This window comes from Bacillus sp. CD3-5 (assembly GCF_006349665.1).
In the GTDB taxonomy this organism is placed as follows: domain Bacteria; phylum Bacillota; class Bacilli; order Bacillales; family Bacillaceae_G; genus Bacillus_A; species Bacillus_A paranthracis.
Genome location: NZ_VEPX01000010.1, coordinates 42,303 through 57,948 on the forward strand (window position 1 = coordinate 42,303; position 15,646 = coordinate 57,948).

Sequence of the window (15,646 nt, forward strand, 5' to 3'; positions counted from 1 at the left end):
CCCCTTTAAGTTGAACCAATTATCGCTTGATCAACGACATCTGAATCATTAACAGTCGTTGCGCTTTGATAATTGTAGACAGAAACGTTATCTCCAACGTTAAAAGAGCCGGCCCCCGCAAAAGCACGTGAATAACTAATAGGCCTAATCGCAAATACATCTCCAATATGAAAAATACCACTTGATCCAATATTGACGATACGAATATGTCCGACCATAGCTGGCATACAAAACACCTTTCGTTTTTAAAATTTTCTTTTCTATTATTGTATGGGCGTTTTCAATAAAATGTGTGTTTTTTTGAAATAAAAGAAACACACACGTTATTGTGTGTGCGTGTCGAGTGTTTGGTTAGGATGAATATCCGTATGTACATGCCAAATTACATTTAAGAGCCTGTCCAGTTCTTGGCTACAATCCACTGTTTTTTGAGAAGTCATTCCGTAGCGTTCAGCAAAATAAATCATTTTTTCACGTTTTTTTTCAATCGCTTGCTCAAACATTGAAATCGGCTCCATCTCTAAATGAAATTTTTTGTATATATGTAGTACATATTATACAAAAACTTCATAAAAAAGAAATGCATTCGCTAAAAAAAGTAAAATTTCTACATTTTATGCCAAATGATAAAGAAGTAACGAATAGGGTATGAGAAGAATATTGTAAAAATTAGCGTGTATGAGAAGGTTTTTTTCTTACGGATGCGAATACAATTAAAAGGTATGAGTTTTAGGATGGAGAGTGGAAATATTGCGTTTGGTAACGGCGAAAAAAGAAGAAAAGGTATTTGTAGGTATTGTGGATGAAGAGGAAGAAAAGGTATTGCACTTAAGAGAAGCGCAAAGGCAAAAGGGAGAAAAGGTTACAATCCCCATTACAATGTTAGAGTGTATTGAAAGAGGAACCGAATGTTTTGAAAAAATATGTGATATTGTAAATTGGGCGAAGGAAAATGAAGGGGCGGCGTATTATCCGTTAACTGAGGTGAAAATATTAGCACCGATTCCAAGGCCGAGAAAGAATATTTTGTGCGTTGGAAAAAACTATCGTCAACATGCGATAGAAATGGGCGGAGTAGAGTCAATTCCAGAAAATATAATGATCTTTACGAAAGCGCCAACGACAGTTATTGGAATGGATGAAAAAATTAATAGTCATCCCCACGCAACGAATGAATTAGACTATGAAGGAGAACTAGCTATTGTCATTGGTAAGCGAGGGAAACAAATAAAAAAAGAAAAAGCGCTTGAGCATGTTTTTGGTTATACCATTATAAATGATATAACTGCTCGTGACATTCAAAGGAAGCATAAACAATTTTTCCTTGGAAAAAGTTTCGATACATTTTGTCCGATGGGACCGTATTTAATTCATAAATCGATGATTAGTGCGCCAAATGCGTTACACATTGAAACGATAGTAAATGGGGAAGTAAGGCAAACTTCAAATACAAATAAAATGATTTTTTCAATAGAAGAAATCATTTCAACGATAAGTAAAGGAATGACGTTAGAACCAGGAGATATTATCGCAACAGGAACGCCAGCTGGTGTTGGCAAAGGTTTCACGCCACCGAAGTTTTTGCATGCGGGTGATGAAGTAGTCGTTACAGTAGAAGGAATTGGTACTTTGCGAAATGTAGTGAAGTGAAGAAAAGAGCTATCTTATGAAAAGATAGCTCTTTTCTATGGTCTTGGGTGATAGAGGTAATCGATAACGGAAAAAGTGTAAAGACCAATGACTGCAAGTGTACAAATGCCAAATAGTATAACCGTAAGTGCGCTTTTTTCTCGTCCAAAACCAATAATAGTAAGAATAACAGTAGTCCAAAATGATGCTTTCAGTAGTGTGAATGTAGTGGGAGTTGAGTAGTGACTAAGCAATGTTACAGAAAGTAGGAAGCCAAAGAATGTAACGAAAAGAAAAGATGTAGCTAAATAGTTAATATGTTTGCCATATCTTAATAACATATCGCACCTCCTTTGTGATTTTAAAATACAGAAAATTACAATTTAATTTTAGTATAAATCAATATAAAAAGAAAGAGGTTGTCCTAACGTGTAGAACAACCTCTCTATTATTACGATAATACAGCTTTAATTTTTTGGAATGCCCACTCTAAATCTTCTTCAGAGATTACTAGAGGTGGTGCGATACGAATTACATTTTCGTGTGTTTCTTTACATAACAGTCCAGCTGCTTTTAGTTGTTCACAGTAAGGACGAGCTGGTTCGTTTAATTCGATACCGATAAATAAACCTTTACCGCGAACTTCAGTGATCATTGGGTTATCAATCTCTTTTAATTGTCCAACTAATTTTTCACCTAATTGAAGAGAACGCTCTGTTAATTTTTCTTCTTCTAACACTTCAAGAGCCGCGATAGAAACAGCACATGCAAGTGGATTACCACCGAATGTAGAACCGTGAGAACCTGGCTCAAATACACCTAAAATGTCGCGGTTTGCTGCTACGCAAGAGATTGGGAACACACCGCCGCCAAGTGCTTTACCAAGTATGTACATGTCAGGAGTTACATTGTCCCAGTCACAAGCAAATACTTTACCAGTACGTCCTAAGCCAGTTTGGATTTCATCTGCTACAAATAAAACGTTTTCTTTTTTACATACTTCAAAAGCTTCTTTTAAGTAACCAGCTGGTGGGATGTTAATTCCTGCTTCACCTTGAATTGGCTCTAAAATGAATGCTGCTGTGTTTGGTGTAATTGCAGCTTTTAACGCTTCTAAATCACCGTAAGGAATTACAACGATGCCAGGAAGCATTGGACCGAATCCACGCTTGTACTCTTCGTTTGAAGACATAGAAACAGCACCCATTGTACGTCCGTGGAAGTTATCTTCACAAACGATGATTTCAGCGCGGTTTGCTTCTACTTTCTTCACATCATAAGCCCAGCGACGAACTGTTTTAATTGCAGTTTCAACAGCTTCAGCACCTGTATTCATTGGAAGTACCATTTCTTTATTAGTTAGTTTCGCAACTTTTTCGTACCAAGGACCTAATTGATCGCTATGGAAAGCACGAGAAGTTAACGTAACACGATTAGCTTGGTCAATTAAAGCGTTAATAATTTTCGGGTGACGATGACCTTGGTTTACTGCAGAATATGCACTTAATAAGTCCATATAGCGGTTTCCTTCAGGATCTTCTACCCAAACACCTTCTGCTTTAGAAATAACGATTGGAAGTGGGTGATAGTTATTTGCCCCGTATGTGTCTGTAAGTTCGATAATATCCTTAGTTTGAATCATGATTGTTCCCCCTTTTGTTATTACAAGAAGTTTGTAAATACTCTAAATATTATAGCATTTAAATGTAAAAAAGCGAAACATTTCCTGAAAATAAATGAACATGTTATCATATAGAGTGAAAAAGTGTGAAAAGAGGAGGTAAGGGATACGATGGTACATATGCATATTACAGCATGGGCGTTAGGTTTAATTTTATTTTTCGTTGCGTATTCACTTTATTCAGCAGGAAGAAAAGGGAAAGGTGTACATATGGGGCTTCGCCTAATGTATATCTTAATTATTGTGTCAGGCTTCATGTTGTACATGAGTATTGTGAAGACAGCAACAGGTAGCATGCACATGTGGTACGGCATGAAAATGTTAGCTGGTATTTTAGTTATCGGCGGAATGGAAATGGTTCTTGTAAAAATGAGCAAAAACAAACCAACAGGGGCGGTTTGGGGCTTATTTATTGTTTCGCTTGTCGCGGTAATTTATCTTGGATTGAAATTACCAATTAACTGGTACGTGTTCAAATAAAAATAAAACCACCTTATAATCTCAAAAACTTGGGAGATAAGGTGGTTTTTTATTTTATGTCGCATCAATATGAAACTCTTCTCCGTTTACTTTCGTAAAACGAAACATATTTTTATTTGACGCAGCATGACGAACAAAATGGTGCTGCAATGTACAAATCATCTCTTCGTTATCAAACAAAAGAATATTAACTCCTTCGCATGCTTCTTCTTTCGGTAAGAAAGATAAATAATTATGACAATACATGCAATCATATAAAGAGTAGTGAAGGGATTGCAATGCCTCTGTTAATAAGGCAAAGACAGAGTCAGGTAACTCCTCAAGCCATTCCGTATAACTAAGAAGTAATTTTTTTCGAATTCGTATCATTTCCCCGTTTTGCAAGTGGTGCTGTTCGTTGGCGATTTGTAATATATCTTGTTCATAGAAACGAGCTGGTAGCCAGTTGTTGTTATATAAAATTTCAAAGCCATCACCGGCAATATCTTCTAATAAAAATGCTTCCTCATTTTCATCATCAAAGAATACCCATTCATTGTTTATATATTCTACATTACCGACTGTATGAGCGCGGGGCTGGTTATATAAAATATGTTTACGTTGTATCATACACGATTTCTCCTTTATGAAAAGTAGTTATCTCTGTTATAGACAGTTCGTGCATTCTTTATAACTAGACACATCCGGACATAGGCGGGCATACAATAAAACACGTTTTACTGAGTGAAAATGCTATTCCATATGTGGATAGTAGGTTATCGTCAAGTTTGTCATTTTTTTGATCCGCACTTTTAGAGTGGGGTTACTGTACGTTCAAGAAAAGAAATAAGATGGAAGGATGATTTATATGTGCGGGATTACAGGATGGGTGGATTATAAACGCTCATTAGAAGGAGAACGGGACATCGTTACGAAGATGGCTGAGACGTTAGCGAAGCGTGGCCCAGATGATAATAAAGTTTGGATTAAAGGCAATGTCGCATTTGGGCATAAACGGTTAATCGTTGTTGATCCTGAAGGTGGTAAACAGCCGATGACTTGTTTAAAAGATGAAGCAAATTATGCAATTTGCTATAACGGCGAACTTTATAACACGGAAGATATTCGAAAGGAACTATTAAGAAGAGGATATACGTTCAAAGGTCACTCTGATACGGAAGTATTGTTAGCTTCTTATATCGAATGGAAAGAAGAATGTGTCGATCATTTAAACGGTATATATGCGTTTGCTGTATGGGATGAACAGAAAGAACAAGTGTTTATTGCGCGTGATCGATTAGGGGTAAAACCACTATTTTATAAATATGACAGTGGGCGATTACTATTTGGTTCAGAGTTAAAAGCGATATTGGTGCATCCAGATGTGAAGGCGGAAGTGACGTTAGAAGGATTATCTGAAATATTCGGCCTTGGACCATCTAGAACGCCTGGTCACGGTATATATGCTGGTATAAAAGAATTACGTCCAGGTCATGCGATGACATTTTCAAAGAACGGTTTATGCATATGGAGATATTGGAATGTAGAAAGTAAAAAGCATGAAGATTCCTTTGAAGAAACAGTAGAAAAAACACGCTTTTTATTACAAGATTCGATTACAAGGCAGCTCGTTTCTGATGTACCATTATGCACTTTTTTATCAGGCGGTGTAGATTCAAGCGCTATAACAGCAATTGCTGCAAAAGAATACGAAAGATCGGGAAAAGGTCAATTACACACGTATTCGGTTGATTACGAAGATAATGACAAATACTTTAAAGCAAATGCGTTTCAGCCAAATTCAGATGCACCATTTATTCATTTGATGACGGAGACGTTTCAAACGATCCATCATCGCTGCGTCATTTCAAATGAACAATTAGCGCAGTATTTAACAGAAGCGGTACTCGTTCGTGATTTGCCTGGTATGGCAGATATCGATTCGTCATTATTATGGTTTTGCCGCGAAATTAAACAAGATTTTGTCGTCGGTTTATCTGGGGAATGTGCAGATGAAATATTTGGTGGTTATCCGTGGTTTTATAGAGAAGATGATTTACAATCGAGCGCATTTCCGTGGATGCGTTCTACAGAAGCGCGTGAACAATTGCTAAAGAAAGAATGGAGAAATAAATTAAATTTACAACAATATGTGCAACAACGTTATGAGGAATCGATTCAAGAAGTTCCTATTTTAGATGGGGAAAGTCCGCTAGAAGCGAAAAGACGCCAATTATTTTATTTAAATATGGTATGGTTTATGACAACATTATTAGACAGAAAAGACCGTATGAGTATGGGGGCGAGCTTAGAAGTACGTGTTCCATTTGCGGATCATCGTCTTGTCGAATATGCGTGGAATATTCCTTGGGAAATGAAAATGTATAAAAACCGCGAAAAAGGTCTATTGCGTAAAGCGTTAGAAGGGTTACTTCCAAATGAGATATTATATAGAAAGAAGAGCCCGTATCCAAAAACACATAATCCGCACTATACGAAAGCAGTAACAGTATGGATACAAGATTTATTAACAGATAAAGGCTCGATTTTACACGAGCTATTTGATAAAGAACAGCTGAGTGGATTAATTGAGTCAGGCGGCAGTGCATTCCAAACGCCATGGTATGGTCAATTAATGACTGGGCCACAACTTTTAGCTCATTTAGCACAAATTCACGTTTGGTTTAAAGAATATGGAGTAAATATTAAAGAATAGGAGAAAAGCGACTTACTTTATAAGTAAGTCGCTTTTTATTAAATAAATTGTCATATAAAATTCAAAATCATATTAGAAAAAATACTTATTTAGAATAATTATCTTTACGGACTTATTATTAGTTGTTATAATTGGAAACAAATGTTCTTGAAAAAGATTCTCATTTACAAAATTGAGGTGTTATATAGATGACGAAGAAAAAAATAGGTTTACTCGTAATGGCGTATGGAACACCAGAATCATTAGCTGATGTAGAAGCGTACTACACACATATTCGCCACGGTCGTAAACCTTCCGAAGAAGCACTTCAAGACTTAATCGGGCGCTATAAAGCGATTGGTGGAATTTCACCGCTTGCAAAAATTACGAAAGAGCAAGCGCATAAATTAACAGACTCAATGAATAATATGTTTACAGAGTATGAATTTAATTGTTACTTAGGCTTAAAACATACTGCTCCGTTTATAGAAGATGCAGTAGAAGAGATGAAGCGCGATGGAATTGAGCAAGCAATTAGTATCGTATTAGCGCCGCATTATTCTACCTTTAGCATTAAGGCATATAACGAGCGTGCAATTCGTCTCTCGGAGGAAATAGGTGGTCCTGTTATTGAACCAATTAAACAATGGTATGATGAACCGAAATTTATTTCGTATTGGGCAGATCAAATAAAAGAAACATTTACAAAAATTGAAGATAAAGAGAAAGCGGTCGTAATTTTTTCAGCGCATAGTTTACCAGAAAAAATTATTGCAGTAGGTGATCCTTATGTGGAGCAATTGCAGCATACAGCGGATTTAATCGCAGCAGCTGCAAACATCCAAAACTATACAATTGGTTGGCAAAGTGCCGGAAATACACCTGATCCATGGATTGGACCGGATGTGCAAGATGTAACGAGAGATTTATTTGAAGAGCATAGATATAAATCTTTCATATATTGCCCAGTTGGTTTTGTGGCAGAGCATTTAGAAGTTTTATATGACAACGATTACGAGTGTAAAGTTGTGACGGATGAATTAAATGCTGCGTATTTTAGACCAAATATGCCGAATGCACAATCTACATTTATTGAATGTTTAGCTACAATTGTTTCCAGAAAAATGAAAGAAATAGTTGACAAAGAACTAATTTTGAATAATAATTAATTTATAATAATTTTAAATAAATAATAATTACTATGAAAGAAAGAGGAGGATCCCCCTAGATGAATCCAAATAATCGCTTAACAACAAACCAAGGTGCTCCGGTCGGAGATAACCAAAATTCTCGTACAGCTGGTCGCCGTGGACCAGTATTATTAGAAGACTATCATTTAGTAGAAAAACTAGCTCACTTTGATCGTGAACGTATTCCAGAGCGTGTTGTGCATGCACGTGGTGCAGGTGCTCACGGTGTATTCGTAACGAAAAACAGCATGAAGAAATATACGAAAGCAGCATTTTTACAAAATGAAGGAACTGAAACACCTGTGTTTGTTCGTTTTTCAACGGTTATTCATGGTCAAGGTTCTCCTGAAACAGCACGTGATCCACGCGGTTTCGCTGTTAAATTTTATACAGAAGAAGGAAATTACGATATTGTAGGTAACCATTTACCAGTCTTCTTCATTCGTGATGCAATTAAATTCCCTGATATGGTGCATTCTTTAAAACCAGCACCTGATACAAATATTCAAACACCAGATCGTTACTGGGATTTCATGACGTTAAGTCCAGAATCTACACATATGATGACATGGGTATTTTCTGATTACGGTACACCAGCAAGCTATCGTGAAATGGAAGGTTTCGGTGTACATTCATTCAAATGGATTAATGCAGAAGGTAAAATCGTCTACATTAAATATCACTGGAAACCACAGCAAGGTGTACGTAACTTAAGTGCAAAAGAAGTGCAAGAAGTACAAGGAAAAGACTTTAACCATGCAACTCGTGACTTATTCGATGCAATCGAAAAAGGAAATTATCCGAAGTGGGATTTACACGTACAAGTGATGCAACTAGAAGAAACGGATTCTTTAGATTTTGATCCGTTAGATCCAACGAAAGTTTGGCCAGAAGATCGTTTTCCATTAATAGAAGTAGGGACAATGACGTTAAATCGTAACCCGAAAAACTTCTTTGCTGAAGTAGAACAAGTGGCGTTCTCTCCAAGTGCAACTGTAAATGGTATTGAACCATCTGAAGATAAATTATTACAAGGTCGTTTATTCTCTTATCCAGATACACAGCGTTACCGCCTTGGTGCAAACTACTTACAAATTCCTGTAAACTGCCCATACGCAGCTGTTCATAACCAACAACGTGATGGTGCGATGCAAGTGGGTCAAAACCCATCTACAATTAACTACGAACCGAGCCGTCATGCTGAAAATCCAGTTGAAGACCCAGCTTACCGAGATTCAACTATGAAAGTAGAAGGCTACGTATCTCGTGAAAAAATTGACAAACCAAATGATTTCAAACAAGCAGGTGAGCGTTACCGTTCATTCTCTAAAGAAGAGCAAGACAACTTAATTGCAAACTTAACAAATGACTTAAAAGACGTAAATGAACGTACGAAATTACTAGCTGTATGTAACTTCTTCCGTGCAGATCAAGAGTACGGTATGCGTTTAGCGCAAGCATTAAACGTTGATATTACGCAATATGTAGGAAATGCTCCGAAATAAATTGGAAAAGACGATTGTTATGAAGAGGGCACTGAAAAACTCCACTTCATAAGAAAAAGGATCCCATCACCTACTATATACAGATGATGGGATCCTTTTTAATTTCAACATATTGATGAAATATGTGTTATTTTTTCAAAGCAACCACTTTTTCAGTGGCCTCGTTATGAAACGGTCGTCTTTTTTTGTTTATGTAAAGTTACACGCGGGTATTCTTCAGTTTCGTTATGTCGGAATTTGTTGGTAAATCGATATATCGTGTCGAAACGTCGATATATTGAAATAATCGCTGATATATTTGAAAAATCGTCGATATATCCGAAGAATCGCTGATATATTTATATTAATACCGCTCAGGGTATGCTGCCGGCAAGTCTAATAAAAAGAGATGCAATCTACTATCAATAGATTGCATCTCTTTTTTAGTTCACTCGCTCAGTATATTCATAAGCTTTCTCCCCATGCATTGAAATATCAAGTCCCATATGTTCCTCGTGCTCATCTACCCGGACAGGGAGGAAGAAGTTAATCGCTTTAATAATCGCGTACGTCATTATAATTGTGAACGCATATGTTGCGCCGATTGCTATAAGTTGTTTAAACAGCAGCGCGGCGTTTCCGTAAAATAATCCGTTAGCGCCATCACTGTTTACGGTGGTAGTTGCAAATAGTCCTGTCGCAATGCCGCCCCAAGTTCCGCCGATGCCGTGACATCCAAATGCATCGAGTGTATCGTCGTATCCGAATTTTGTTTTTAAGAAAAAGACTGCTCCGAAGCATAATACGCCGCCAATTGCTCCGATAAGAAGAGCTGAGAAAGGTGTAACGAACCCGCAAGCTGGTGTAATAGCGACTAAACCGGAAACAACGCCGCAAGCAGCTCCCATCGCAGTCGGCTTTGATTGGAAGAACCATTCTGAAAGCATCCAAGTTAATGCGGAGGCAGCGGCAGCTATATTTGTATTAATAAATGCAGTTAAAGCTACATCATTTAAAGATAATGCGCTTCCGACGTTAAAACCGAACCAGCCGAACCATAGTAGCCCAGCGCCTAACATCGTAAATGGTAAATGATGAGGAGACGAACCGTTTATGTTTTTGCGTTTTCCAAGGAAAATAGCTAATACAAGGCCAGCCACGCCAGATGTAATATGAACGACATTACCGCCAGCGAAGTCTAAGGCGCCAAGTTCTCTTAGCCATCCGCCAACGCCCCATACCCAATGAGCGACAGGATTGTAAACGATTGTTGTCCATAGAAGGATGAAAATAAGGAAAGCTGAAAATCGCATTCTTTCGGCAAATGCTCCTGAAATTAAAGCGGGAGTTAAAATAGCGAACATAAGTTGAAACATCATAAATAAATTGTGAGGAATAGTAGATGAGTAGTCTGGATTTGGTGCGTAGCTAACTCCGTTTAAACCGAACCAATCGAATGTGCCGATAAGTCCGTGCCAATCTGGTCCGAATGATAAAGAATAACCAATTACAATCCATTGAATCGAAACGATAGCCATTGCGCTATAACTATGCATTGTCGTACTGAGTACGTTTTTACTGCGAACCATACCTCCATAAAAAAGTGCTAATCCTGGTGTCATTAACATGACCATTACTGTCGCTACAAACATAAAAACTGTATCTCCTGTATTCATTCTCTCTCCTCCTATAATGTTAGAAAAAATAACATCAATTTGTTATGTTTCATATCATATTCGAAATAAAAAGAAAAATCAACTAAAAATTCAAAAAGTTTTATATGCAATGTTAGAAAACCTAACATGTATTAATTTGATAAGAATGAAATCAACGTATGCGATTCGTTTGGATAATTGGTATAATATTCTTACAATTAAAATACATGGGGGATGCGTGTGGGGAAAATACATACTAGGAAACTATTCATTTGTTTTTGTTTAGCTGTCGTTTTGTTTGTACCAATACATACATTTGCAGACGAAAAAAGAGAGTGGCGAGACGAAGTTATATATTCCATTATGATTGATCGTTTTAATAATGGGGAACCGAAAAATGACAAACAGTTAGAAGTTGACAATTTAGAAGGATATCAGGGCGGAGATATAAGAGGTATTATAAAAAGACTGGATTACATAAAAAAAATGGGATTTACTACTGTTATGCTTTCGCCGCTTTTTGAAAGTGTAAAATACGATGGGTTAGACGTGCGCAATTTTCAGAAGGTAAATGAACATTTCGGAACGGAAAATGATGTGAAAGAACTTGTGCAAGAAGCTCATGCAAAAGGAATGAAAGTTGTATTTCAATTTCCGCTTGGAGAAAACGAACAACAAGTAATCGACTCGATGAAATGGTGGATCAAAGAAGTTGATTTAGATGCAAGTTATGTAATACATAGTGAAAAAAAGTCGCCTGCTTTTTGGGATGATGTGCAAAAAGATATGCAAGTGATAAAGAAAGATTTTCGAGTTATGACAAAAGAAGATAGTGAATACAACGAAAAAATAGTAGATGCGTTTTCCAAAGCGGATGTATCGGTGAAACCTTTATATGATGTAAGTAAAAAAGACGGAGCAGCCGCTACTTTTTTAGATAATCAAGATACAAAAAGATTTGCTCGTATTGCAAAAGAGAATATGAATTATCCACCATCTCGTTTGAAACTAGCTCTTACATATTTATTAACAACACCAGGTATTCCGAATTTTTATTACGGAACTGAAATTGCATTGGATGGAGGAGGTACGCCAGATAATAGACGATTAATGGACTTCAAATCAGATGAAAAGTTTATGCAACACATAACGAAACTCGGTGAGCTTAGACAAGCGAGGCCATCTTTACGCCGCGGTACGTTTGAGCTTCTATACGATAAAGATGGAATGAGTGTACTAAAGAGAAAGTATAAAGATGAAGTGACAGTAGTAGCGATTAATAATACGAAAGAAACACAAAAAGTTGCTTTACCTGCAAGTGCGATTGGTGAAAAACAAGAGCTAAGGGGATTGTTAGAAGATGAAATTATAAGAGAAGAAAACGGAAAATTTTATCTCGTTTTAAAGCGTGAGGAATCGAATGTGTATAAAGTTAACGGGGAAACAGGTGTGAATTGGCTATTTATTTCTTTAATCGTCGGTGTGAACGTAGTGTTTATTGCTTTTTTAATTGTGGTTAAAAAGAGGCGGAAATAAGGGGATATTCTCTTTTGTGTTCAATTAAAAGTGCGTGATGAGGTGAGATGTTTAAGTCTTCTTATCGTATTCGTAATTCTGTATTTTGGGGATAACAGTGACGATGGGAAATTTGTTTGGTGGGACAGGCTAAGGAGAAAACTTTCTCTCTAGTCTGTTTTTCTTTGAAGTAAGACTCTCACCTCGAAATGCAACTGAACAAAGAGGTAAAAAAATCGATAGAAGCAACAATAATTGAAAATATACTAATTTTACATTACATTAAAGGGTAAAAAGTATTTTGTTACTCATTGAGGGCTATATTTGAGGAGGAAAAATGGAATTTTACGATTTGGGTATTACCATTAAAGAACTTAGAATGAAAAAGAATATATCACAATCTGAATTGTGTCATGGAATATGTTCGCAAAGTCAAATTAGCAAAATAGAAAAAGGTATGATTTATCCATCTAGCGTATTGTTATATCAATTATCTGAAAGACTTGGTATTGATCCAAATCATATTTTCGCACTAACTCAAAACAAAAAACTAAAATATGTAGAAAATGTAAAATGTGTAATGAGAGATTGTACAAAACAAAAACAATATAATGAACTTTATGAAATAGTGAAACAAGAGAAAACCGAAAATAATTTCCAGTTAAAAGAAGATAAACAATTTCTAATATGGCATGAAGCGATTGCTATATTTTATGTGAATAAATCAATAAAAACTGCTTTAAATCTTTTAAATAATGCACTAAAACTAACTGTAACGAATGGTGATTTTTTATCGGAAAGAGAAATAGATATTATGCAGTCGATGGCTATATTTCATTGGGCAAATAAAGAATATGAAAAGAGTATTACTATATTAAGAAGATGTTTAACTAATTTTAATAAGTTAGATTTCCCTAGAGATAAAGAGGTTAAATTAAAAATCATTTTTAATTTAGGGAAAATGTTAGGTCATGCAAATCAACATGAAGAGGCAATAAAATACAATGATATGGGTATTAAATTAGCTATTAATCTAAATACTTTATATTTATTAGGCGAATTATACTATGGGAAAGCTTGGAACATGCTAAAGCTGAAACAATGTAATGAAGAAGATGTAGCTGATAATATGAAAAAAGCATTATTTATCTTTGAACTAACAGAAAAAGAAGATCTGATAAAAATAGTTAAAGAAAAATATTTTGAACAACAAAATAAAAAAATCACTCATAATTTCTGATGAACATCTTATTATTCTCTATAAAAAAAGCACCTAATGGTGTCTTTTTTATGACTTATATCATCGATTATTACAGTTCGTAGGTTTCTTATACCAAGCTTTGTTGATGTATTTACAATTCGCAGGTGTTGAAGTTTTAGATGTATCCCCAGGTGTAGTTATATTATTAGAACACCCTGCAATATATAGACAGAATGTAGTTAATAAAAAACATAGTATTAATTTCTTCAAATAACCACTTCTAACTCTTTTTAATTAACATTTTTCATAAAATAAATTCCTTACTAATTTTACATTACAGGAAAGGGTGGAAAATATTCATATACTCATAATTTGTTACATTTGATTGGGGAAGGAGGTTTTTGTTCCGATTTTTAAAAGGGTCTTCTTCATTTATGCATAAAATTTATCCGATTGCCCGTAAGCTTAGACTTTTACCCGCTAAAAAGAAAAACATCCTCTACATAGAGGATGTTTTTCTTTTTAGCGGTAGTTAATAAATTGTACGTCAATCGGTAAGTCAGCGCTACGAACTGCTGCGATAACTGCTTGTAAGTCATCACGGCTTTTCGCTGTAACACGTACTTGATCATCTTGTACTTGTGTTTTTACTTTTAATTTCATTTCTTTAATGATATTGTTAATTTTTTTTGCGTTATCTTTATCGATACCTTGTTGAAGTGTTGCGCGTTGGCGAACAGTGTTACCAGCCGCCGCTTCAACTTTTCCGTAATCTAAGTTCTTAATTGGAACGTTACGTTTTACGAGTTTAGAAATAAGAACGTCTTTTACTTGCTCTAATTTGAACTCATCGTCAGAAGTTAAAACAAGTACTTCTTTCTCAAGTTTAATATCACTTTTACTTCCTTTAAAGTCATATCGGTTTTGGATTTCTTTTAATGCAGTGTTAATTGCGTTTGTTACTTCAGGTAATTCTACTTTCGAAACGATGTCAAAAGAACTATCTTTTGCCATAGTTAGCACCTCCAAATAAATTTCTACTCTTTTTATGTACTGTACATACTAAAGTATAGCTGAAAACGAGCTTAGACTTAAGTGTTTTCATACTTATAATGATGTAACCTCATTTTATTATAGTGAATTTTGGGCAGTTGGACAAATAAAGAGAAAATCGTGTTATAATTAACTTTTGTTTGGAATGATAAAAATATAAAAAGTTAAAAAGTTCATTTTATATATATAGAAGGGAATTAAAAAAATATGTATTTACAAATAGGATCGATTGAACAGGTAACTGTTTTACGCGAAACGGAAATCGGATATATGGTTGGGAATGAAGAAGAAGAAATTTTCCTACATAAAAATGAAGTAGCTGGAGAAATTGAAGAAGGCGATACGATTGACGTATTCTTATACCTTGATCACCAAAATCGTATTTCAGCAACAATGAAGGAGCCAATTATTACAACGTATGATTGGAACTGGGTAAAGGTTGTAGAAGTTATTCCGAGTTTAGGTGTGTTTGTTGATATTGGTGTATCAAAAGATATACTAATTCCAGCTGATGAATTCCCAATTTATATGCCAGTATGGCCAGAAGTTGGAGACGAATTATATTGTACGTTAAAATTAACGAATCGTGATCGTTTAATTGCTCTTCCAGCAAGAGATAGTGATATGCAAGAAATCGTTGTAGATGCGACACCATCTATGCGTAATAAAAACGTAAACGGACGTGTGTATCGTTCACTTCAAGTTGGTTCGTTCGTATTAACAGATGAGCATTTCCGTGCATTTTTACATCATACAGAAAGAAAAGAGCAAGTTCGCATCGGTCAACGTGTAACGGGACGAATTATTGATGTAAAAGATGACGGTACAATTAACATCTCCCTTCTTCCTCGTAAAGAAGAAGGAATGGAAGATGATGCTGCAGTGATTTATGCATATATGGAAGAACGAGGCGGAGCAATGCCGTTTTGGGATAAGAGCTATCCAGAAGACATTAAAGAACGTTTCAATATGAGTAAAGCTGCATTTAAGCGTGCACTTGGTAAGTTGATGAAAGAAGAAAAGGTTTACCAAGAAGAAGGTTGGACGTACTTTAAGAAATAAAGGAAATAAAAAGCACCACCTT

General features: G+C 35.7%; 15 protein-coding genes. 8 read left to right on the plus strand and 7 right to left on the minus strand.

The window, feature by feature from the left end:
* Positions 1-5: 5 nt before the first annotated feature.
* Positions 6-227: a spore germination protein GerPA gene (gene gerPA, locus FH036_RS18510; RefSeq protein WP_001111188.1), complete on the minus strand. Its 222-nt coding sequence runs from the start codon at positions 225-227 to the stop codon at positions 6-8.
* Between the two features lie 96 nt (positions 228-323).
* Positions 324-503, minus strand: a complete 180-nt coding sequence (locus tag FH036_RS18515) for an aspartyl-phosphate phosphatase Spo0E family protein (protein ID WP_000462850.1) — start codon at positions 501-503, stop codon at positions 324-326.
* A 247-nt stretch (positions 504-750) separates the two neighbouring features.
* On the opposite strand from FH036_RS18515, the gene FH036_RS18520 reads away from it, so the two are divergent.
* Positions 751-1,650: a fumarylacetoacetate hydrolase family protein gene (locus tag FH036_RS18520; RefSeq protein WP_001241724.1), complete on the plus strand. Its 900-nt coding sequence runs from the start codon at positions 751-753 to the stop codon at positions 1,648-1,650.
* A gap of 35 nt (positions 1,651-1,685) precedes the next feature.
* Here the strand turns inward: FH036_RS18520 and FH036_RS18525 are convergent, their stop codons facing one another.
* Entirely contained in the window at positions 1,686-1,970 is a 285-nt protein-coding gene (locus tag FH036_RS18525) for a hypothetical protein (protein WP_000926867.1), read from the minus strand.
* A gap of 110 nt (positions 1,971-2,080) precedes the next feature.
* Complete coding sequence (gene rocD / locus FH036_RS18530) at positions 2,081-3,271, minus strand: ornithine aminotransferase (protein ID WP_139896070.1); 1,191 nt, start codon at positions 3,269-3,271, stop codon at positions 2,081-2,083.
* A 150-nt stretch (positions 3,272-3,421) separates the two neighbouring features.
* On the opposite strand from rocD, the gene FH036_RS18535 reads away from it, so the two are divergent.
* The gene (locus FH036_RS18535) at positions 3,422-3,790 is read left to right on the plus strand and encodes a YisL family protein (RefSeq protein WP_000233504.1); all 369 of its coding nucleotides are present in this window, start codon (positions 3,422-3,424) and stop codon (positions 3,788-3,790) included.
* Between the two features lie 54 nt (positions 3,791-3,844).
* Here the strand turns inward: FH036_RS18535 and FH036_RS18540 are convergent, their stop codons facing one another.
* Complete coding sequence (locus FH036_RS18540) at positions 3,845-4,399, minus strand: DUF2777 domain-containing protein (protein WP_139896071.1); 555 nt, start codon at positions 4,397-4,399, stop codon at positions 3,845-3,847.
* Between the two features lie 238 nt (positions 4,400-4,637).
* Between FH036_RS18540 and asnB the strand changes: the two genes are divergently transcribed.
* From asnB to katB, 3 genes are all read left to right on the plus strand, one after another.
* Positions 4,638-6,485: an asparagine synthase (glutamine-hydrolyzing) gene (gene asnB / locus FH036_RS18545; RefSeq protein WP_000333961.1), complete on the plus strand. Its 1,848-nt coding sequence runs from the start codon at positions 4,638-4,640 to the stop codon at positions 6,483-6,485.
* A gap of 188 nt (positions 6,486-6,673) precedes the next feature.
* Complete coding sequence (hemH, locus tag FH036_RS18550; RefSeq protein WP_139896072.1) at positions 6,674-7,633, plus strand: ferrochelatase; 960 nt, start codon at positions 6,674-6,676, stop codon at positions 7,631-7,633.
* A gap of 59 nt (positions 7,634-7,692) precedes the next feature.
* Entirely contained in the window at positions 7,693-9,159 is a 1,467-nt protein-coding gene (gene katB / locus FH036_RS18555; protein WP_044792704.1) for a catalase KatB, read from the plus strand.
* A 422-nt stretch (positions 9,160-9,581) separates the two neighbouring features.
* On the opposite strand, the gene FH036_RS18560 is transcribed toward katB, so the two are convergent.
* Positions 9,582-10,814 carry an ammonium transporter gene (locus FH036_RS18560; RefSeq protein WP_139896073.1) on the minus strand — a complete coding sequence of 411 codons (1,233 nt, stop codon included), beginning with the start codon at positions 10,812-10,814 and terminating at the stop codon, positions 9,582-9,584.
* Between the two features lie 213 nt (positions 10,815-11,027).
* On the opposite strand from FH036_RS18560, the gene FH036_RS18570 reads away from it, so the two are divergent.
* Positions 11,028-12,329 (plus strand): alpha-amylase family glycosyl hydrolase, encoded by a 1,302-nt coding sequence (locus tag FH036_RS18570; RefSeq protein ID WP_139896074.1) that lies wholly within the window; start codon positions 11,028-11,030, stop codon positions 12,327-12,329.
* A 316-nt stretch (positions 12,330-12,645) separates the two neighbouring features.
* Positions 12,646-13,548 (plus strand): helix-turn-helix domain-containing protein, encoded by a 903-nt coding sequence (locus FH036_RS18575; RefSeq protein WP_000397905.1) that lies wholly within the window; start codon positions 12,646-12,648, stop codon positions 13,546-13,548.
* 483 nt (positions 13,549-14,031) lie between these two features.
* Here FH036_RS18575 and FH036_RS18580 read toward each other — a convergent pair whose 3' ends face one another.
* Positions 14,032-14,523: a YajQ family cyclic di-GMP-binding protein gene (locus tag FH036_RS18580; protein ID WP_001040153.1), complete on the minus strand. Its 492-nt coding sequence runs from the start codon at positions 14,521-14,523 to the stop codon at positions 14,032-14,034.
* 246 nt (positions 14,524-14,769) lie between these two features.
* On the opposite strand from FH036_RS18580, the gene FH036_RS18585 reads away from it, so the two are divergent.
* Positions 14,770-15,624, plus strand: a complete 855-nt coding sequence (locus FH036_RS18585) for a CvfB family protein (protein ID WP_000281266.1) — start codon at positions 14,770-14,772, stop codon at positions 15,622-15,624.
* Positions 15,625-15,646: the final 22 nt, after the last annotated feature.

Coding starts and splice junctions, on each gene's coding strand:
- gerPA (WP_001111188.1), bottom strand. CDS start 227: ATGCCAGCTATGGTCGGACATATTCGTATCGTCAATATTGGATCAAGT.
- FH036_RS18515 (WP_000462850.1), bottom strand. CDS start 503: ATGTTTGAGCAAGCGATTGAAAAAAAACGTGAAAAAATGATTTATTTT.
- FH036_RS18525 (WP_000926867.1), bottom strand. CDS start 1,970: ATGTTATTAAGATATGGCAAACATATTAACTATTTAGCTACATCTTTT.
- rocD (WP_139896070.1), bottom strand. CDS start 3,271: ATGATTCAAACTAAGGATATTATCGAACTTACAGACACATACGGGGCA.
- FH036_RS18535 (WP_000233504.1), top strand. CDS start 3,422: ATGGTACATATGCATATTACAGCATGGGCGTTAGGTTTAATTTTATTT.
- FH036_RS18540 (WP_139896071.1), bottom strand. CDS start 4,399: ATGATACAACGTAAACATATTTTATATAACCAGCCCCGCGCTCATACA.
- asnB (WP_000333961.1), top strand. CDS start 4,638: ATGTGCGGGATTACAGGATGGGTGGATTATAAACGCTCATTAGAAGGA.
- hemH (WP_139896072.1), top strand. CDS start 6,674: ATGACGAAGAAAAAAATAGGTTTACTCGTAATGGCGTATGGAACACCA.
- katB (WP_044792704.1), top strand. CDS start 7,693: ATGAATCCAAATAATCGCTTAACAACAAACCAAGGTGCTCCGGTCGGA.
- FH036_RS18560 (WP_139896073.1), bottom strand. CDS start 10,814: ATGAATACAGGAGATACAGTTTTTATGTTTGTAGCGACAGTAATGGTC.
- FH036_RS18570 (WP_139896074.1), top strand. CDS start 11,028: ATGCGTGTGGGGAAAATACATACTAGGAAACTATTCATTTGTTTTTGT.
- FH036_RS18575 (WP_000397905.1), top strand. CDS start 12,646: ATGGAATTTTACGATTTGGGTATTACCATTAAAGAACTTAGAATGAAA.
- FH036_RS18580 (WP_001040153.1), bottom strand. CDS start 14,523: ATGGCAAAAGATAGTTCTTTTGACATCGTTTCGAAAGTAGAATTACCT.
- FH036_RS18585 (WP_000281266.1), top strand. CDS start 14,770: ATGTATTTACAAATAGGATCGATTGAACAGGTAACTGTTTTACGCGAA.